17 protein-coding genes are annotated in these 18,714 nt (G+C 51.3%); 8 read left to right on the top strand and 9 right to left on the bottom strand.

The features are described 5' to 3' along the window. Positions 1-15: 15 nt before the first annotated feature. Positions 16-1,689 carry a glutamine--tRNA ligase/YqeY domain fusion protein gene (locus ASF12_RS16440; RefSeq protein WP_200931624.1) on the bottom strand — a complete coding sequence of 558 codons (1,674 nt, stop codon included), beginning with the start codon at positions 1,687-1,689 and terminating at the stop codon, positions 16-18. Between the two features lie 204 nt (positions 1,690-1,893). Here ASF12_RS16440 and ASF12_RS16435 point away from each other — a divergent pair, with 204 nt between their 5' ends. Genes ASF12_RS16435 through ASF12_RS35685 form a run of 3 tightly spaced genes read left to right on the top strand, consistent with a single transcriptional unit; the run spans position 1,894 to position 3,878 of the window. After that, positions 1,894-3,123, top strand: coding sequence for a hypothetical protein (locus tag ASF12_RS16435; protein ID WP_056036669.1), 1,230 nt, complete (start codon positions 1,894-1,896; stop codon positions 3,121-3,123). Beyond that, complete coding sequence (locus ASF12_RS35690; protein ID WP_235533188.1) at positions 3,120-3,416, top strand: glycosyltransferase; 297 nt, start codon at positions 3,120-3,122, stop codon at positions 3,414-3,416. The genes ASF12_RS16435 and ASF12_RS35690 overlap by 4 nt, the downstream gene beginning before the upstream one ends. A gap of 51 nt (positions 3,417-3,467) precedes the next feature. Next, positions 3,468-3,878, top strand: a complete 411-nt coding sequence (locus ASF12_RS35685) for a hypothetical protein (protein ID WP_235533187.1) — start codon at positions 3,468-3,470, stop codon at positions 3,876-3,878. Positions 3,879-4,013: 135 nt separating this feature from the next. Here ASF12_RS35685 and ASF12_RS16425 read toward each other — a convergent pair whose 3' ends face one another. The 3 genes from ASF12_RS16425 to ASF12_RS16415 form a co-directional block, all read right to left on the bottom strand. Continuing rightward, a complete protein-coding gene (locus ASF12_RS16425; protein ID WP_056036666.1) occupies positions 4,014-4,559 on the bottom strand; it encodes a glutathione peroxidase in 546 nt (181 codons plus the stop codon). Between the two features lie 97 nt (positions 4,560-4,656). Beyond that, positions 4,657-6,000 (bottom strand): DUF2252 domain-containing protein, encoded by a 1,344-nt coding sequence (locus ASF12_RS16420; protein WP_056036664.1) that lies wholly within the window; start codon positions 5,998-6,000, stop codon positions 4,657-4,659. 43 nt (positions 6,001-6,043) lie between these two features. Continuing rightward, positions 6,044-6,526, bottom strand: coding sequence for a CcdC family protein (locus ASF12_RS16415; RefSeq protein WP_235533186.1), 483 nt, complete (start codon positions 6,524-6,526; stop codon positions 6,044-6,046). Between the two features lie 184 nt (positions 6,527-6,710). Between ASF12_RS16415 and ASF12_RS34530 the strand changes: the two genes are divergently transcribed. After that, positions 6,711-6,869 (top strand): hypothetical protein, encoded by a 159-nt coding sequence (locus tag ASF12_RS34530; protein WP_155973202.1) that lies wholly within the window; start codon positions 6,711-6,713, stop codon positions 6,867-6,869. Positions 6,870-7,016: 147 nt separating this feature from the next. Here ASF12_RS34530 and ASF12_RS16410 read toward each other — a convergent pair whose 3' ends face one another. After that, complete coding sequence (locus tag ASF12_RS16410) at positions 7,017-8,108, bottom strand: hypothetical protein (RefSeq protein ID WP_155973199.1); 1,092 nt, start codon at positions 8,106-8,108, stop codon at positions 7,017-7,019. A 357-nt stretch (positions 8,109-8,465) separates the two neighbouring features. Between ASF12_RS16410 and ASF12_RS16405 the strand changes: the two genes are divergently transcribed. Genes ASF12_RS16405 through ASF12_RS16395 form a run of 3 tightly spaced genes read left to right on the top strand, consistent with a single transcriptional unit; the run spans position 8,466 to position 12,525 of the window. Next, positions 8,466-8,924 (top strand): MarR family winged helix-turn-helix transcriptional regulator, encoded by a 459-nt coding sequence (locus tag ASF12_RS16405; protein ID WP_056036661.1) that lies wholly within the window; start codon positions 8,466-8,468, stop codon positions 8,922-8,924. Between the two features lie 12 nt (positions 8,925-8,936). Next, on the top strand, positions 8,937-10,682 hold the full coding sequence (locus ASF12_RS16400) for an ABC transporter ATP-binding protein (RefSeq protein WP_056036659.1): 1,746 nt from the start codon (positions 8,937-8,939) through the stop codon (positions 10,680-10,682). Continuing rightward, complete coding sequence (locus ASF12_RS16395) at positions 10,675-12,525, top strand: ABC transporter ATP-binding protein (RefSeq protein ID WP_056036656.1); 1,851 nt, start codon at positions 10,675-10,677, stop codon at positions 12,523-12,525. Before ASF12_RS16400 ends, ASF12_RS16395 begins: the two co-directional genes overlap by 8 nt. Before the next feature lie 103 nt (positions 12,526-12,628). Here the strand turns inward: ASF12_RS16395 and ASF12_RS16390 are convergent, their stop codons facing one another. Next, entirely contained in the window at positions 12,629-14,215 is a 1,587-nt protein-coding gene (locus ASF12_RS16390; RefSeq protein ID WP_056036654.1) for a hypothetical protein, read from the bottom strand. 440 nt (positions 14,216-14,655) lie between these two features. Here ASF12_RS16390 and ASF12_RS16385 point away from each other — a divergent pair, with 440 nt between their 5' ends. After that, a complete protein-coding gene (locus tag ASF12_RS16385) occupies positions 14,656-15,579 on the top strand; it encodes a methyltransferase domain-containing protein (RefSeq protein WP_056037072.1) in 924 nt (307 codons plus the stop codon). Positions 15,580-15,760: 181 nt separating this feature from the next. Here the strand turns inward: ASF12_RS16385 and ASF12_RS16380 are convergent, their stop codons facing one another. From ASF12_RS16380 to ASF12_RS16370, 3 genes are all read right to left on the bottom strand, one after another. Then, positions 15,761-17,260, bottom strand: a complete 1,500-nt coding sequence (locus tag ASF12_RS16380) for a catalase (protein WP_056036652.1) — start codon at positions 17,258-17,260, stop codon at positions 15,761-15,763. Positions 17,261-17,432: 172 nt separating this feature from the next. Next, the gene (locus tag ASF12_RS16375; protein WP_056036650.1) at positions 17,433-18,284 is read right to left on the bottom strand and encodes a winged helix-turn-helix transcriptional regulator; all 852 of its coding nucleotides are present in this window, start codon (positions 18,282-18,284) and stop codon (positions 17,433-17,435) included. Continuing rightward, positions 18,266-18,655, bottom strand: coding sequence for a Fur family transcriptional regulator (locus tag ASF12_RS16370; RefSeq protein WP_056036648.1), 390 nt, complete (start codon positions 18,653-18,655; stop codon positions 18,266-18,268). The genes ASF12_RS16375 and ASF12_RS16370 overlap by 19 nt, the downstream gene beginning before the upstream one ends. Between the last annotated feature and the right edge of the window lie 59 nt (positions 18,656-18,714).

Raw genomic sequence — 18,714 nt, 5'->3', positions numbered from 1 at the left:
GCTTGACCGCTGTTATTATGCTTTCGCTGGATCGAAAGAGCTTTTCAGCGAAACGATGCGGTTGAAAACAAGCTTCTCCGGCGTCGTATCCTTCGGATCCACATTGAAATAGCCGTGGCGGAAAAACTGGAACTTCGCCTGTCCTTCGGCATCCTTCATGTTCGGCTCTACGAAGCCTTGAAGCTGCTCCAGATTGTTCGGGTTGATGCATTCAAGGAATGGCTTGCCATCCTCTTCTGCTTCATTCGTAATCAGAGGCTCGAACAAGCGGAAGTCCGCAGGCACCGCCTGCGACGCTTCAACCCAGTGAATGGTTCCCTTCACCTTGCGGGCGTTAAAGCCCGAGCCGCTTTTCGTTGCCGGATCGTATGTGCAGCGAAGCTCAATAACGTCGCCGGCTTCATTTTTCACAACCTCTTGGCAAGTAATGAAATATGCATGCTTCAAACGCACCTCATTGCCAGGGAACAGGCGGAAATATTTATTTGGCGGATTTTCCATAAAATCGTCCTGCTCAATATAAATCTCGCGGCCAAACGGAATTTGGCGCATGCCCATTTCTTCGTTCTCGGCGTTATTTTCTGCATCCAGCAGCTCGGTTTGGCCTTCTGGATAGTTCGTAATGACGACTTTGAGCGGTCGCAATACAGCCATCGTACGAAGCGCCTTAAGCTTAAGATCCTCGCGGATAAAATGCTCCAGCATCCGCTCATCGACCGTGCTGTTCGCCTTGGCAACCCCGATTTCGCGGCAGAAGGCGCGAATCGCTTCCGCTGTAAAGCCTTTGCGGCGCAGACCGCTAATCGTCGGCATGCGCGGATCATCCCAGCCAGTTACAACTTCCTCATCCACAAGCTGCTTCAGCTTTCTTTTGCTCATCACGGTATTAGTAACGTTCAGACGAGCGAACTCGTATTGACGAGGCACCGCCGGCATCTCGCATTCAGCGACCGCCCAATCATAGAGCGGGCGGTGATCGGCGAACTCCAGCGTACAGATGGAATGGGTAATGCCTTCAATCGCATCGCTGATCGGATGCGCATAATCGTACATCGGATAAATGCACCACGCATCGCCAGTCCGGTGATGGTGGGCATGAGCGATACGGTACAGCACCGGATCACGCAGATTAATATTCGGCGAAGCCATATCGATCTTTGCTCTCAGCACCTTGGAGCCGTCAGGAAATTCTCCGGCACGCATACGGGCAAACAGATCGAGATTTTCTTCTGCGCTGCGCTCACGGTAAGGGCTGTTTTGTCCCGGCTGCGTCAGCGTTCCACGAGTCTCGCGAATTTGCTCGGCGGACAAGTCGCATACGTATGCTTTGCCTTTGTTAATGAGCAGCACCGCCCGATTGTAAAGCTCTTCGAAATAGTCCGAGGCAAAACGAAGCTCGTCCCAATCAAAGCCCAGCCACTTCACGTCCTCTTGAATCGAATCGACGTATTCGGTATCTTCCTTGACCGGGTTCGTATCGTCAAAGCGCAGATTCGTTCTGCCTTTGAAATCGTCAGCCAGCTCAAAATTCAGACAAATCGACTTCGCATGTCCAATATGCAAATAGCCATTCGGCTCCGGCGGAAAGCGCGTCACGATTTCCTGAACATGGCCGGTCTTCAAATCTTCGCTCACAATATTTTTTATAAAGTTAGAGGATGACAGCTTTGTGTCCACGTTGTTTTCCATTGTGACCAACCTTTCCCACGAAAAATAGATATCTTTCTATAATACACAAAATCCCGCAAAATTATAAGATCATCGGACCGGATAATAAAATAGATGGCATGTGATCAACCTTTGTTTTCATAGGTTCTATTAATCATGTATTTGCTCGCGGCACGGCGTGCGCTGCCAGAGGCTGGGGCAACCTGAACGGATGGTGAAGACATCATGACTGGGAAGCCGATCGTTATTTTTCCCTACAGCCGTTTTGGAGCGTTCCCGGCGGCGGAGCGCGATTGGCTGGCTAAGCTCGGAAAGCAGCGCCAAATCTACATGGTCGCCGAGGATGCGCTCCCTGACTGGGCAATCACCTCAGCAATTGCTCCCCTATCGCTCGCTCGTCTGCCTGAGCTGGATTGGGACAGCACTTGCGCGCTAGTGCTCCATCCTTGCTGGACGCATATTGCAGCACCGCTGGCAACGCGTTGCCTGATTGCCTACTTTCCCGATTCAGAGCCCCAGGAAGAAGAGCGATGGCGCTCCTACCGCAGTTGGCTGTGCGCGCGGGCGACGCTCGTCATTGCCTATACGGAGGCATATTATTTGGAGCAGGCCTTTTGCCGTGACGATGTTTTTCTGCTTGATGGCACCGACGAAACGTCCGATCTGCTGGCGAGACAAGCGATTGAATGGCATTTGGACGGCTATGCCTCGAAGACGCTCATACGGCTGCAGCAGCGCTACCGCGCGATTTGGCATGAGGAGCAAGCCGACAAGACGCGTGCGGCTGGCCCGTCTGCTGCAGGAAAAGAGCGGCTGGCGGATCAGCTTTTTTCCCATGCGTTATACCGTTACTTGATCGGCGAAAGCTTGCGAGCGCAGAGCGAGCTGCTCGCCGCCTTCGAGCAAGCAGTGCTGGATGGGCGCGAGCAGGCGCTGCAGCATATTTATCGGTTTCGTTCCGCCATGCAGCTCGAGCTGGGATTGACGGATGATGCGGTGCGCACCTATCTGTATACTGCGCTCACCGAAGAGGAGCAGCGGCAGGGCGAGCGGCTGCTCCGATGGCTGGATGGTGGCAAGCGCCTATTAGCCAAGGCGCTGCTGTACCGGCTCAACGATGATTATCGCTCCGCGATTGCCCTGCTTGAGCCACAGCAAGCCGAGCCGGAAGCCCGCAGGCTGCTTGCGGAGCTTTATTTGCAAAGCGGCAGACTGGAATGTGCCTACCTGCTGCTGGCGAAGGAACCGCTCGGCAGCATAGCTGAACGCGAGCAGTTTCAACTGATGACCAGCACGGTGCTGCTGCTGCAGGGCAAGCGCCATGAAGCGATTCACAGCTGCCTTATCGCGGCGGAGACTAACAACAAAGCACTTAGCAGCATCATTGAACTCGCCAAGCTCGATAGCATCGTAATGGAGCAGGCGCACCATCACGGCAGGGAGGTTCAGCCATGAGCGGCTTGGAGCCATTTCGTATTCCGCGCAAAATATCAGGCAATAAGCTCACCGCTATCATGCAGGTACGCAATGAGGAAGGCCGTTATTTGGAGACGCTGCTTGCCGACCTGTCCAGCTTCGTCGATGAAATTGTCATTGTGGACGATGCCAGCACCGATGCAACCGTCGCGATATGCAGCGCCAGCCGCAAAGTCGTGAAGCTGGTAGAAAACGAGGAGCGGTTGTTCGGCTGCGAATGGTGGCTGCGCCAAATGCTCTGGCGCGCAGCCGAAGAAACCGAGCCGGATTAGCTGCTTGCGGTCGATGCGGACGAATTTTATGAGGATGCTGCCAAGGCTGAGATGCGGAGCCTGATTAATCAGGGCGAGTACGACTGGTTTGCTTTTCGAAAGTATGATTTCTGGGGCTCAGCAACGCATTACCGGGAGGATGCCTTGTGGAATTTGCATCAACGTCCGACGGTGGCGCTCGCTCGCTACTTGCCAGGCTACCATTATGCCTACCCGCAATGGGCGCAGCATGCGCCTCGTCTTCCGCTTACCTGCTGCGCGCTTCCCGGAGCGCAGACCGAACTGCGCATCAAGCATTTCGGCTGGGCAGGATGCGCGGAGGAGCGCCTTCGCAAATATGAGCGGCATATGCAGCTTGACCCGGATGGCAAATGGCGCAGCCTTGCCCACTATGCCTCGATTCTTGATGCGAACCCCCGGCTTGTTCGCTGGGAGGATCGAGGGATATCAAAGGGAGAATGACTACGGGCAGCCTAGCTCCAAATCATTGACGCTATGAAACCTTTTCAGAGGTCTTTCCCTGGCTTTAATAAGGAAGCGACCTCCGTCCGATGAAACTTAGGACGAAGGCCGCTTCCTTTTTTTATTGCAGCATTTTTATAGCAGCTTCTCAATATCTTCCTTCATGCTGAGCGGCTCCTCGGTCGATTCGAAACGCTTGACGACACGGCCTTCACGGTCAATGAGGAACTTGGTGAAGTTCCATTTGATCGAGTCTCCATCCATAAAATGCGGCAGCTTTTCGGTCAAAAATGCGCTTAGCATTTTGCCGCTTGCTTCCGTTGTATCAAACCCGTTAAACGGCGCCTCTGCCGTCAAATAGTTGAATAGCGGGTGTGCTGTTTCATCCCGCACATCCGTCTTCGCGAACAGCGGGAAGGTTACGCCGTAGTTCAGCTGGCAAAAGCTTTGTACATCCGAGTTTTCGCCCGGCTCCTGCTCGCCAAATTGATTGCTCGGGAATCCGAGTATTTCCAGACCTTGATCCTTGTACTGCTCATAAAGCTTTTGCAAATCAGCATATTGTGGCGTAAAGCCGCATTTGCTTGCCGTATTAGCAATAATAACAACCTTGCCTTTATAATCCTCCAGGCTAACCGTCTTTCCTGTTATCGTATCCGCTTGATAAGTGTAAATAGACATGAATGCACACTCCTATTAGTAGGTTTATTTTTCTGTCTTCCAACCTGTTTTCCCGTCTGCCTCCACGCTTGGCAGCTGTTGCGGAGCACACTATCCGCTAGTCCGCATTGGACTTATTGCCCAGCCAATCTACAAACAGCCCATAATCCTGCTCCACTTGATCCGCATAGGACATCGCCCACTCTGCAATGAACCGGCTAAAGGCCTCCTCGTCACTGCCCATCGCTTTGACGATTGCCTGCTCGCTGTGATAATCCAGAACGCCGCTTTGCACATCCCGATCTGCACGCGCATGCAGCTTCGCGGTCAGCTTGCCCATCGTCTCTGTTACGATTCGCATATCCTCAGCGGTCTCCAGCGATTCGAGCTTGAGCCGCTTCTTATAAGGGGAGCGCTCACGCACATAAAACTGCCTGTTGCCAATCGTCAGGTGACCGAGATACGGATCAGCCTCATGGTGCATCGCCTGCTGGGTCATCGTCACGCGTTTGCCCTGATGCTCGAACGCTGTCCAGAACGAATCATCATAGGGCAGAAAATAAGCCGGAACCGCAACGCGCACCTCTTTCACTTCCAGCACAATATCATCCTCGTGGCCTTGCTCGCTGCTGCCCGCTTCAATCAGTACATAAAAACGGTCCAGCCCGATCGAGGCTGTTCCAGAGCCATGCTTAACCGCTATATCTTTAATGTGATAATGGGCAGCCTCCTGCGCATCATCAGCATGCAGGCTTTCCACATATTGCGGCCAAGCCTCAAGAAGCGCAGCACGCTCTTTTTCCGTTGGAGCGACGATTTCTTCCGTATGGGCGAACTTGCGATGCTCCTGAACGAGCGCCGTAACCTTTTCCAAAAAATGCTGCTCCTGGCGCTTCTGCAGCTTGCGAAGCAGCTTCCTGACCTTGCCGCTTGCCCGCCCTTCATCCATCGTGAACGAAGCCGGATCATCCTTGCCCTTAACGAATTTCCACATTTGTTTTACATAGGCGCGCAGATAAGCTTCCATTTGCTCCTTCTGGGCTTCCTCCGACTCGCCTTTCATGCGGCCCACAAGTGCGATGCTGACCGACATGCGCAGCAAATCATATAAATACGAGCCCAAATAGCCCTCGTCAAAATCATTCACATCATAGACAAGCGTCCCCTGCTCGTTACGGAAAGCCCCAAAATTTTCGAAATGCAAATCTCCCTGAATCCAGGTTGGACGCTCTGCCGGCGTGTGATAGGGAAACCATTCCCTTGTGACATCCATATAAAATAAATAGGCGCTGCCGCGAAAAAAGGAAAACGGGCTTAGCGACATTTTGCGGTACTTTTCCTCGCGCTTCTCGCTGCCCAGTCTCATGATTTTATGATCAAATTCAGTAAGAACGGCGGTAATCGTCCGTTTCCGAAGCCTCTTTTGCGTAAGCTTTACACGTTCTGTCAATGATCCGTCCATTTCGGTTCCCCCTTAGGCAGCTCTACCCTTTATCCGACTCCATCTATGAAGAAAGCTTGTACAATCTGAGATAATCATTGACCATCGCCAGCCGCCACGGAATAATCATGCCGAAGGCCACGAGATAGAACATCGCCCCCGTCTGCGGAATCGACATATATTGCTCCACAACGCTGTGCAGTGCCATTCGAATAATGAATAAGGTCAGCATGATGAAAATAAAAGCTTTGGAACGCCTGACATAAATATCGGCATCAATACGCTCCAGCCGGGTCGATACGACCAGCGGAAAAGAAAATATCAATAGGCCTGTCCCGAATGCCGCGACCCCCCAGCCCCATGGAATATGAGTCATAGGTGCCAGGAACATCATAAAACCGGTCGACATGCCGACTGGCGGGATAATGATTTTACGAAGGGTAGTCGGCTGCTTGCCTGCCCGGATACGCAATAAGATGAGCATAAGCCCTGCGATAGCCGACATTATAATGAAGCCTACCTGAATCGTTTCAGTAGACAGCTGCACCGCCCTTTACCCCCTTGCTCTTAAAAGAATGCCTTTTCTTTCTTTATCCTACTTCAAAAAACAGGCCGCTGCAAATATTGTCTAATCTCTTAAAACCGCTGGTTCTAGCGCGTTCTGAATGAAGCGGTCAACACCTCGGATGGCGTTCATTTGTAACAAGAGAAATAAGGAACCCAGGGCGGTTGTGAGACAAACGCCCGCTTTGGCGCCAAAATCGTATTCGCGAACAGGCCAAATTCACAGCATCTATGCGCCTGCCGAGCATCCATACGGCACGGTTCACAAAACAGCAGACGATGCATACCGCGCCGAGCTGACCGAGCTGCTGGAGGATGATGATTAGATAGGGCCTTTATTTGTAACAACAGCATTGAAACCACAAATAATAGAAAAAGCTATCCCTGAAGCCGTTCAAAAACGGTGTAGGGGATAGCTTTTGTCATGGCCTGCCTTGTATTCAATGCTAGCTCTAGGCAGTATTTATACGAATCTAGTTATAGTAATTAACGGTAGGCGCAGGCTCGATTCCATTTGCATAGTAGAAATTCAAGTCGCTGACAAAATCAATAACCTTGTTCGTATTCAAGTCATAAACTAAAATTTGGGGATTTCCGAGCATGTCCAGCAAGCCAAATCGTCTTGGCGTTGTATACCCTTTCGTATCAACAAAGGTTTGAAAATACTGCGTTGGAGGGCCAGAGGCGAAGGACGAATAGTGATACGTGAATAATGTATCTTCCTTCAATACTATAAGTACGGCATTGTTGGAGCTTGCATAAGTAGAATGATAGTCTACCGCCGTTGTAATATAATTCACTCGTGCATCTGAAATGCTATGAGTGCGTGATTGATAGTTGCCTCCATAAGAAAAATAATACTCTCTCTCCCAATCCAATTGCGGGTTCGTATTCGCAGCATTGGTCGTATTGGCAACCTGCTTATTGTTGAGATATAAATCATTATTCGAATACTTCCATACCACGGATTGCAAAAGATTTGAAACGCTATTATATGATATGGCGCCATTTGGAGCGGAAGCATTGGACTGGATAGTATAGGTGTCTCCTACTGTGCCCATAGAAGTAACTAATAGTCCAAAGTCGGCAGCCGGCAAATTGTTGGCAGCTGACAGATTGCCGCTTGTATTGCCGATGCCTGTCGGATAAGCCGTTCCCGTACTCCAATCAATCTGGTACAAATCTACACGGTAGCTGGCATTGGCAGATTGAGTCCGAAAAATGATGCTGCGTGCTGTCGCCAAACTAAAGAAATAAAAATTTTGCGGATTGCTCGCCGTTAATGAGCTGCTATGGAACAGGATATCTCCTTCCACATTATAATTTAAGCGGCTTGCCGCATTTGCTGGATTCGGTTTTTTCAAAAGATCGGACGCACTGAGCGCTACACCGCTTTCCCAATCGGTTTGAATGCTTTCTACTTCCCCGATTAAATCAGGTTCTGCTTGAACAGCGGGCAGCAATTCCGGTTGATTAAAAGTGACGGCTTCGGCTGAAATAGGAAGAGCCATTACGAAAAACAGCATGAGAACTAAAAAAGGCGTAGTCACGTACTTTCTTTTCATTGTCTTTTCCTCCATCTTTTTCGATTTTTCATTTCCGTAAAATTCCCATAAAACTACCATAACTGATTATTCCCCATTAAAAAAATATACCCCTCCCTTATCTGCCTATTAGGTTCCAATCAATTATGTTATAAAATAAGGAAATTATGTTAATCTCAATTCATATTTTAATATAGTTACCAATAACATTCAATACAAATTTATACAAAAATACTTTTTATAATACCACAATGATTACTAGGATTAGGCTGCATGACGCTAAGGATAAAGCTTGACGGCGGTTCCAGCCTCGTTTTAAAATATAGTTAGTCGACAAACTAATTTCTGCATGATGTTCAAAAAGAGAGGGGTGCCGCTATGCCATTTCGCAGAGGGCCTGACCATATTACGCGGATTTTCCGCCATTTAACCCGTCAGCATCAGAAGCAGCTGCATGCCCAGCTCCAGGATTATGATCTTTATCCGGGGCAGCCGCCGCTGATGTTCGCCTTGGAGCGTGGACCGGGACGAAGCCAGAACGAGCTGGCACAGGAGCTTGATATTAAAGCGGCAACGCTGACCGTGATGCTGAACCGGATGGAGAAGAACGGCATTGTCCGCAGGGAAGCCGATCAACGTGATCAGCGCGTGTCGCGCATTTTTATGACCGACAAAGGAAAAGCGATGCTTGGCAAGCTGCGCGAGACGCTTCACCTTCTGGAGGAGCAGTCGCTGCAAGGCTTCAGCGAGGAAGAAAAACAAATCCTCAAAGGGATGCTGCACCGAATTGGCGATAATATAAACGCGATGAACCCTGCCGAGGGAAATCAGGATTAGAGGAAGTGGACGATGTTCAAGCTTGCGCGATATTTAAAACCTCACTGGGTCGCTGTATTGCTTGCCCCATTGCTGATGGTTTTGGAAGTATGCATGGACCTGCTCCAGCCTAAGCTGATGGCGAGCATTGTCGATGAAGGCATCATTAAAGGCGATTTAAGCCATATCAAAATAACAGGCTTATATATGCTTGCAGCTGCATTAGTTGGCCTGATTGGCGGGGTTGGCTGCACCGTATACTCCAGCATTGCCTCGCAAAAATTCGGAGCCGATCTGCGCGGCGATTTGTTCCGCAAGGTACAGACGTTTTCCTTCCGAAACCTGGATGAGCTTAAGACCGGATCGTTGATTACGCGGCTTACGAGTGATATTGTCCAGCTCCAGACGATGGTGCAGATGCTGCTGCGCATTTTTGTCAGGTCGCCAATGCTGGCCATCGGCAGCATTATTATGACGATTACTATTAGCCCGAAGCTGGCACTCATTCTCGCCATTGTCGTTCCGCTGCTGTTCATCGTTATGTTTGCGCTGATTCGCTCTACTCTGCCGCTGTTTGCGAGCATGCAGTCGAAGCTGGATGCGGTAAATACGGTGCTGCAAGAAAACTTTACCGGCATCCGGGTCGCCAAAGCATTTGTCCGCTCCACCTATGAAAACGAGCGGTTTGGCCGTGCGAATCGGGATTATACGGGCTCGGCTATTAAGGCGATGCAATTGGTCGCCATTAATATGCCGATTCTCACTTTTATTTTGAATGCGGCGATTGCTGCCGTGCTCTGGTATGGCGGTCTTGATGTGCAAAAAGGTACGCTGCCCGTCGGCGATTTAATTGCTTTTATTAATTATGTGACACAGGTTATGATGTCGCTGTCGATGATTGGGATGATGCTCGTCCGCTTCTCGACGGCGAAGGTTTCTGCACAGCGCGTGCAGGAGGTGCTTGACACGTCATCGGAAATTCGCTCAGCCGAATCGGCTGCCCAACATAACGATACAACGGGAGAAGTGGCGTTCGAGCATGTTTCATTCGCTTATGCGGGCATAGCTGCGGCAGAGAAGGCGTATGAGCTGCGCGACATTAGCTTTACAGCTAAGCCGGGACAGAAGCTCGCTTTGATTGGAGCAACCGGATCAGGCAAGTCTACGCTAGTCAGCCTGATTCCTCGGTTGTACGAAGCCACACAAGGGCGCGTGCTTCTGGACGGTGTTGATGTGCGCGACATTGAGCTTAATAGCCTGCGCAGCCATATTGGCATCGTGCTTCAGGAGTCGATTTTGTTCACGGGCACCATTCGTGAAAATATTTGCTTCGGCAAGCCAGAGGCCACCGAAGCCGAAATGCTTGCCGCCGCCAAGGCAGCGGCGGCGCATGATTTTATTACCCGCCTTCCCGAAGGGTACGACACGCAGCTTGGCCAGCGCGGCGTCAATTTGTCCGGCGGGCAGAAGCAGCGGCTGTCGATCGCTCGTGCGCTGCTGCTCCAGCCATCGGTGCTCATTCTCGATGACAGCACGAGCGCCATCGATATGGGAACGGAGGCGAAGATCCAAGCGGCACTGAGGCAGCTGATGCACGGACGCACCAGCATTATGATCGCGCAGCGCATTTCCTCCGTCATCGACGCCGATCATATTATCGTGCTCGATGACGGGCAAATTGCCGCAGAGGGCACCCATAGCGAGCTGCTGCGCACCTCTGAGCTTTATCAAGAAATTTACCAGTCGCAGGCTGGCAAGGAGGCGACCGTTCATGGCTGATCCTAAGCATTTCTCTCCTAGTGAGCGCCCGCCAGCGTCAGCTCCGGCTCTGCCGAACCTTGGAATGCGCGGCGGTCCTCCGGGCATTCCAACCGCAAAAGCCAAGCCCAAAAATACGCTCCAGACGCTGCGCCGTATTTGGAACTACTTGAGCCGCTACCGCACAACGTTAATAAGCGTGCTGCTTGCAACAATAGGCGCAACGCTACTGTCGCTCGCCGCGCCGTATCTCATTGGCTACGCCATCGACCAATACATCATTCCGCGCAGCTATGACGGACTGCTGTCGCTATGCTTCCTGCTGCTTGCTGTATATGCAGGCAGCTCTGTGCTGACCTGGCTTCAGCAGAAGCTGGTTGTGAGCGCATCCCAAAATACGGTGCTGGACATGCGCCGCGACCTGTTCGGCCGACTGCAGCTGCTGCCGCTTCGCTTCTTCGACGGCAAGACGAACGGCGAGCTGATGAGCCGGACAACGAACGATATTGAAAATGTGTCCAGTACGCTCAGCCAAAGCGTCACGCAGCTGTTGTCCAGCGTCATCATGCTTGCCGGATCACTCGCCATTATGCTGTCGCTCAATCTATGGCTGACCCTGCTTAGCATGGTAACGATACCGTTCGTGCTGTTGTTCACTAAGAAGGTGGCGGGCTTCACCCGCCGTTTCTTCTCCAAGCAGCAGCAGCATTTGGGCGAGCTGAATGGCTTTATTGAGGAAACGGTAGCCGGGCAAAAGGTGGTGCAGGTGTACCGCCGCGAGCAGCGGGCTGCGGAGCAATTCGATAAAATGAACGGCGAGCTGACGAATGCGAGCATTCAAGCGCAAATTTATTCAGGAACAATCGGCCCCTTCATGAACGTCATGAACAATCTCAGCTTTGCCCTTATCGCTGCCGTTGGCGGCTGGATGGCGCTGCATCACTGGACGACCGTCGGCATCATTGTCAGCTTCCTGAACTACTCGAAGCAATTCCAGCGCCCTTTGAACGAGCTTGCGAATCAGTTTAACTTGCTGCAATCTGCTGTGGCGAGCGCCGAGCGCGTATTTGAGCTGATCGATACCGATACGGAATACGAAGGCGATGGCACCAAGCAGCTTGCAGCATGCAGCGGCCATGTCCGCTTCGACGACGTATCGTTCAGCTACCGCGAAGGCCATCCGATCTTGAGCCATGTATCGCTCGAGGCCAAGCCTGGACAGATGATCGCTCTCGTTGGTCCGACCGGAGCCGGCAAAACAACGATCATTAATTTGCTAACGCGCTTTTATGATATTGACCATGGCAAAATTACAATCGATGATGCCAATATTCGCGAGCTGGACCGAAACAGCCTGCGCCGCCAGCTTGGCATTGTGCTCCAGGATGCCTATGTGTTCTCCGATACCGTTCGTGAAAATTTGCGTTACGGTCGGCTGGACGCCTCCGACGCGGAGATTGAGCAAGCAGCGCGGCTGGCGAACGCCCACAGCTTTATCAGCAAGCTGCCTCAGGGCTATGACACGCCGCTCACCGCTGGTGGCGGCAACCTCAGCCAAGGGCAGCGGCAGCTGCTGACCATCGCCCGCGCTGTGCTTGCCGATCCGTCCATCCTCATTCTGGATGAGGCGACAAGCAGCATTGATACGCGGACGGAAATGCATATACAGGCCGCCATGCGCAAGCTGATGGAAGGGCGCACCAGCTTTGTGATCGCCCACCGTCTCAGCACGATTCGCCAGGCGGATCAAATTCTCGTCATTGCGGACGGCGGCATTAAAGAGCGCGGCACGCATGACGAGCTATTAGAACAGCAAGGCTTCTACTATGAGCTGTATATGAGCCAGTTCCAGCGCAGCGGCTAGAGCCGCAAGCAAGGGCAAAGAAGGCGAGCGGAGATCACTCCGCTCGCCTTTGCTTTATTTTCAGCATGGTTTGCCTATTTGATAAAATCGTTCTCAGCTGCTTCTACTTTTTTAACCCGCCTGACAAAATGAGCAGCAGCTGCCGTTTGGGAAGGAACATATGCGCGGCCACATACAAGAGCAATGGCGGCAGGGCAATCCAATAGCCGTACAGCCCCCCAATTGTTCTCATGACTGCCTCTCCTGATTGGCTGAGTATCTCCGCGCTTCGTGTCATTTGCATAAACATCATTACAGGCGACCGATGAGTATCTGTAATGTACAGATAGGAAGGCACGAAGTTGCCGTAATTCAGTGCTGTTTGAAGCAGCAGCATGCCGCCTGCAGCGGACAGCAGCGTGAGAATAGACAGCTTGGCCTCCAGCCGCAGCACAGCGGCGACCGCCCAAACTGCCGCTGCCGAGAAGCTGGTGACTGTTACAACGGCAAACAACGTATTCAACATTCCCATCTCTCGAATGGTCATATAACTGGATATTTTAAACGGTTGAATGGTTAACAGGGTAATAATTGAAAGGGCAATAGAAGCTGACCACACGATTATTTTTTGCTTGGATCTAAAGGCCCCAGCCATCGCCATTGCAATCACGGCCGGCGGAATCGCTCCTGCCAGCGAAATGAGGAAATATAATAAAATAGAGGAGCCAAAAGACGGCCATCCCTGCTCTGGCAATGGCTCAAACGAGCCGCCTTCCACCCAGTAAGGCAGAAAATAAATGATTGTAAATAGTGCAAAAACCACAGCTGCTGTAATGGCGCGTCCCGCATAACCAACCTTTTTCTCTAGCTCTCGTTCTCCGAGGAAAGTCGCCTTGTAAAGCAGGCGCAGCGGAATGAACAGGAGCAGCAAAGACACGGCTGACAGCAGCATTTGCAGCACATTGGCGGCGGCGCTGGAACTGAAGTTGGCCTGCATCAGTCCTGATCTTAATATATACATGTCCAACACATCCGTTGAGCCCATAGTCACCGGATTCGACAACAGAAAGGTCATGGAAAACAAACCGCTGCCTATAAAGGCAAGCGATGAGAGGGCAAACAGGCCTGCCCCTTTGACTGGCAGCCAAGCATCCCTGCGGCTCCGGCCCTCACCCGCAGCAAAGATGATAGCGATAGGTATACCCGCATATTTCAAAGCGCTGAGCAGCGGATGCAGAATGCTCATTACCGATTCCTGCAAAAATGGCTCGCTGCCAAGCACATACATCCACCAATGGCTGTAGACGCTAGCAGGCACAAAAACAATCAAGGCTCCCAGCATAACGACTCCCTGCCGCATCTTGGAAGGCAAGGCAAGCAGGGCATACCCCGCTAGAGCCCCAAGCACAAATACGAGGCCCGCAAACTTCAGGTTAAAGGTGACTGTGTTGCCTACGACATGCATAAACTCAGATGATTCCATTAAAGCTCGCAAATGTTGAAGCCCCACCCAAGCCGAGTCCGTCATGCCAGCAAACGGTTTATAATCCTTCATGCTCATCATGATTTCTTTTCCAAAGCCAACCAATGCCATCAATAAACCGATACCCAAAACAATCAAAGAAACTAGCGTATAAACCTTTGATCCTGTAGTCTCGCTATCATTATTGGTTGGAACTACATGCCCGGCATACGGGTTCTCAGTACTCATCGCTGTTCACATCCCGTTCTTTTATAATCGCCATTTCCGAAACAATATTAACCATAAAACGCATTTATTACAACACCTTTATAAAGTTTGTGAAAATAGGAATTTTGATTTCCGCCCCTTCGCGATGGAAGCATTGCTCCTTAGTGGAGTACTCATCAAAAAACCTGTCCACTCCAATAAATGAGCCTTTTCCCGATATTGATCAGGAGAAGGCTCGTTGATTTTTTGCTATAATCTATTGAGGGAAGCGCCTTTCGGCAGCTTCTGCGTTCAAATTCATCAGTGGGAGTGTTAACTCGGCATGATCATCAAATTCATTCGTTTGCGTTAATGAGAGGTACAGAAGGATGAGCCAAGCTTTTTTCGTGCAAAGGAGCTAGGTTTATTTATCTGTGCCTACTTTCATTTACTCAAATCAAATGAATGAGGTGCTTTTTGCAATGCGTGAAAATAGAAAAAAGCTCGCGGTGGCGTTAACCTCCCCCGCTTATTCCAATTTGCTCCGCTGCCCGATGTGCACAGGCTCCATGCAGCTGCGGGACGGCCGAAGCCTGGTGTGCAGCAGCAAGCATAGCTACGATCTTTCGAAGCATGGCTATGTCCATTTTCTAAGCCGCCCTGTGCGTACAAAATACGAAAAAACGCTATTCGAGGCGCGGAAAAAGGTGATGGACAGCGGCTTCTTCGCTCCCGTCCTCTCCCATATTTCCGAGAGCATAAACGGCTCATGGCAGGATCGGACTGGGCCTATCAGGCTGCTGGACGCTGGATGCGGGGAAGGCTCGCATTTGTCCGTGCTTCAGCAGCAGCTCAGCCGCAATTCAGATACTGCGGTGCTGGCGGCAGGCCTAGATATTTCCAAGGAGGCAATAGCGCTTGCTTCGAAAAATAACGGCGAAGCATTCTGGTGCGTCGCAGACTTGGCTTACAGCCCATTTGCCGACCACTCCTTTGATTTCATCGTCAATATCCTATCACCTTCCAATTATGCCGAGTTCCAGCGGCTGCTTGCTGATACAGGCAATGTCATTAAAGTTTTTCCTGGACCTGATTATTTAAAGGAGCTGCGCTCCTTGCTATACAACAGCACGGATAGCAGTCACAGCACGAATCTTAAGAGGAACGTTTACGATAATCTTGCGACTATAGAGCGTTTTAGCGAATATTTTGAAGTGCTGGGCAGCCGGCGGCTGCACTACCGCTTTCTTTTGCACCAGCCGCTGATTGAGCCTTTCATTGCTATGACGCCATTGTCCTGGAGAATGAAAGAATCGCTTGTAAAGCAAATAAAACAGAGGCCTACGCTTGAAGTAACAGTCGACTTGACGGTCATCATTGGGGGGAGAAAAACGGCTGTTTACTAGCAGCTGCAGCATAATTTCCCAACTGCTTGATGCAGGAGGAAAATAAATAAAAGCAAACAGGCGGAGCCCCCATTGATCAGGGTACCCGCCTGTTTTTCTTGCCTTTTTTCTGCCATTTGTCTGCTGCTTCATTCTTCTATTCCATATAAAAGCATCCTTTTCCGCTGTACCCTGAGTCTGCTTAACGCTGCGGCATATGCTTGCGAATATCTACGCCCAGCCCTTCAGACAGTCTCATCCCCAGCTCCACGTTGGCCCGGAAAAAGTTGCAAATGGCACGCAGCTGAATATCCGCGTTCGTCTGCCCCAAATCATTGATCAAATTTTTCACCAAGTTGTCCTGCTGTGGTTCCGCAAGGGAAAGATAACGTTCGCCTGCCTGCGTAAAATCATCGGTTTTATCGATTTTCTGGCGACCGGCAAAGCCGTGAACAGGAACAGCATGGTCGGCGTGGTCCTGCCCAGCTTCCTGCGGGCTTGTGCTCAAGCTGTTCGGCTCATAATTGACGCTGGAGGAATCGGCTTTCATCGTCATCGCTCCGTCACGCTGATGGTTGCGGGCAGGCGCATACGGGCAGTTGACTGGAATATGCAAATAATTCGCGCCCAGACGGTAACGCTGCGTATCCGGATAGGAGAATAAACGGCCTTGCAGCAATTTGTCCTCCGACGGCTCAATGCCCGGCACCAAAGCGCTCGGCGAGAATGCCGACTGCTCTACCTCGGCAAAATAATTTTCCGGGTTGCGATCAAGTGTCATCGTACCGACTTTATGCAGCGGGTACATATCCTCCGGCCACGTCTTGGTCGGATCGAGCGGATCAAAGGAGTAGCGCTCCATATGCTCAGGAGGCAGCAGCTGCACATGCAAATCCCATTCCGGGAAATCTCCTTTTGCAATGGAATCGTGCAAATCCCTTGTCGCATGGTTAAAATCGCGCCCTTGCATCTCCGAAGCCTCCTCAGCGGTGAAATTGCGCACCCCCTGCTTCGATTTCCAGTGGTATTTCACGTAGGTCAGCTTGCCTTCGGCATTAATCCACTTGAACGCATGCACGCCAAAGCCATCCATTTCCCGGTAGGTCGCAGGCGTGCCATCGTCGGAAAACAGCCATGTCAGCATATGCGTCGATTCCGGCGACAGCGTCATAAAATCCCAATAGCGGCCAGGCTCCTGCACATTCGTCTGCGGCGACGGCTTCAGTGAATGCACCATATCCGGAAATTTCATCGCATCGCGAATGAAGAATACCGGAAGATGGTTGCCCACAATGTCCATATTGCCCTCTTGCGTATAAAACTTCACCGCAAAGCCGCGCGGATCACGCGCCGTCTCAGGTGAACCCGTTCCATGAATGACGGTCGAAAACCGGACAAATACCGGCGTCTCCACTCCCGCCTCCTGCAAGAAATGAGCTTTCGTATGAGCAGCCATGCTGTTCTCTACGCGGAATACGCCATGCGCGCCAGCGCCTCTGGCATGGACAACCCGCTCTGGAATACGCTCGCGGTCAAAATGCGCCAGCTTCTCCAGCAGATGATAGTCCTCCAGCAGCGTAGGGCCGCGCTGTCCGGCCGTGCGCGAATTTTGGTTATCGGCAACAGGCGCGCCTTGATTGGTCGTCATGTAGTTCGCATTAGATTGATGATTCGTATTCGTTACATTCGTCGTATTGGTCATCGTTATTACCTCCGATTTGGATTTAGACTTGGTCTAAATATTTAACCTTATTATAGCGAGACCAAACGATGCCTGTCATGAATTTTAGATGAACGTATGATGAAGATCGGATGAACACCATTTCATATAAAAAATACCACTGAGGGCTGCTATACCCCCAGTGGTATTTTCATTAAGATGAAGCTGCCTCATCCGCCAGCCGATAGCCCGCGCCGCGCACCGTCACAATATATTTCGGCGCTACTGCGCTGTCCTTCAGCTTCTTGCGGAGCGACTTAATATGCACATCTACTACGTTGCTGCCGCCGAGAAACTGGCTGCCCCATACGGAATCGAACATCGTCTCGCGTGAGAGCACGGAGCCGTCGGACGTAATAAACATGAGCAGCAGATCGTATTCCGTCTTTGTCAGATCAATGCGCTGCTCGCCGCGGAAAACGGCCATTCTTTTCAGATCGACCGTCAGATCTTTATAATGGTAGCCGGATACGACCACTGGGCTCGATTGTGGCTGCTGCTCCATCATGCGGTTGATTTGGTTAACGGCCTCCTGCGGCACTGCCGGCCATTCAATCATAGCTGCGGCATCAGGCAGCAGATGGCGGATCACCCCTGCCGAAGCGCCTGCGAGGAACAAAATCGGCACTCCCTTAAGATGGGCCGTGTGCTGCAAAGCAGCCTGCAGCGCTTCTACCGCATCCGTGTGGCCTTGGACATACGGCGTCGCATCATAGATCAGCAGCTCGGGCTGCAAACTATGCACGAACGCTCTATTCAAATCGTGCAGCGTAAATAGATCAAAGCAATCTGCGGCAAGCAGCTGCAGAAGGCTATGCACCCGCTGCGGGAACGGACTGACAACCATAACCCGCTTCGTCATGGAGCAGACCGCACCTTCCAGCAGCATATCTGCGTCCGCCTGCTCCGTGAAACCCGGCTCAAAGCTGTCCTGATTCAGCCCGGCAAGCTTATTTCCATTTAAAGCTGTCTGTTTGTCCTCATTCGTTACGATTGGCTCGCGCATGACTCGCAAACCCCCTCTAACACAATATGTGAATGGTGAATAATGAACCTCGTTTCCTCCGCAACTCGGCGCGTCCATTCCTGCGGCACCTCAATCATCACTTCTTCAATACGCCCACATTTGCTGCACATGACATGCTGGTGCTCTTCCGTACGCCCATCGTAACGGCTAACCGCCTCACCAAGCTTGAGCTCGCGGATCACCCCTGCATCGGTTAAATAACGAAGCGAATTGTATACCGTTCCGTAAGCAAAGTTAAAGCCTTTGCTCCGCAAACGTTCAATAATATCAGCTGCTGCCGGATGGTCGTGAGATTGCTGGATCACGTCCAAAATCGCCTTGCGCTGAACCGTTAAGTTTAGTTTTGCCATAAGGCCTTCATTCCTTCAATTTTTGATTTAGACTAAGTATAATTATGTTGTCAAAATCA

This window comes from Paenibacillus sp. Leaf72 (assembly GCF_001422685.1).
Lineage (GTDB): Bacteria > Bacillota > Bacilli > Paenibacillales > Paenibacillaceae > Pristimantibacillus.
Note: the sequence above shows the minus strand (reverse complement) of the source record. Positions and strands in the feature narration are given on the sequence as shown.

Excerpts from the sequence above, each read along its gene's own strand:
- ASF12_RS16440 (WP_200931624.1), bottom strand. The coding sequence starts at position 1,689 with ATGGAAAACAACGTGGACACAAAGCTGTCATCCTCTAACTTTATAAAA.
- ASF12_RS16435 (WP_056036669.1), top strand. The coding sequence starts at position 1,894 with ATGACTGGGAAGCCGATCGTTATTTTTCCCTACAGCCGTTTTGGAGCG.
- ASF12_RS35690 (WP_235533188.1), top strand. The coding sequence starts at position 3,120 with ATGAGCGGCTTGGAGCCATTTCGTATTCCGCGCAAAATATCAGGCAAT.
- ASF12_RS35685 (WP_235533187.1), top strand. The coding sequence starts at position 3,468 with ATGCGGAGCCTGATTAATCAGGGCGAGTACGACTGGTTTGCTTTTCGA.
- ASF12_RS16425 (WP_056036666.1), bottom strand. The coding sequence starts at position 4,559 with ATGTCTATTTACACTTATCAAGCGGATACGATAACAGGAAAGACGGTT.
- ASF12_RS16420 (WP_056036664.1), bottom strand. The coding sequence starts at position 6,000 with ATGGACGGATCATTGACAGAACGTGTAAAGCTTACGCAAAAGAGGCTT.
- ASF12_RS16410 (WP_155973199.1), bottom strand. The coding sequence starts at position 8,108 with ATGAAAAGAAAGTACGTGACTACGCCTTTTTTAGTTCTCATGCTGTTT.
- ASF12_RS16405 (WP_056036661.1), top strand. The coding sequence starts at position 8,466 with ATGCCATTTCGCAGAGGGCCTGACCATATTACGCGGATTTTCCGCCAT.
- ASF12_RS16400 (WP_056036659.1), top strand. The coding sequence starts at position 8,937 with ATGTTCAAGCTTGCGCGATATTTAAAACCTCACTGGGTCGCTGTATTG.
- ASF12_RS16395 (WP_056036656.1), top strand. The coding sequence starts at position 10,675 with ATGGCTGATCCTAAGCATTTCTCTCCTAGTGAGCGCCCGCCAGCGTCA.
- ASF12_RS16390 (WP_056036654.1), bottom strand. The coding sequence starts at position 14,215 with ATGAGTACTGAGAACCCGTATGCCGGGCATGTAGTTCCAACCAATAAT.
- ASF12_RS16385 (WP_056037072.1), top strand. The coding sequence starts at position 14,656 with ATGCGTGAAAATAGAAAAAAGCTCGCGGTGGCGTTAACCTCCCCCGCT.
- ASF12_RS16380 (WP_056036652.1), bottom strand. The coding sequence starts at position 17,260 with ATGACCAATACGACGAATGTAACGAATACGAATCATCAATCTAATGCG.
- ASF12_RS16375 (WP_056036650.1), bottom strand. The coding sequence starts at position 18,284 with ATGCGCGAGCCAATCGTAACGAATGAGGACAAACAGACAGCTTTAAAT.
- ASF12_RS16370 (WP_056036648.1), bottom strand. The coding sequence starts at position 18,655 with ATGGCAAAACTAAACTTAACGGTTCAGCGCAAGGCGATTTTGGACGTG.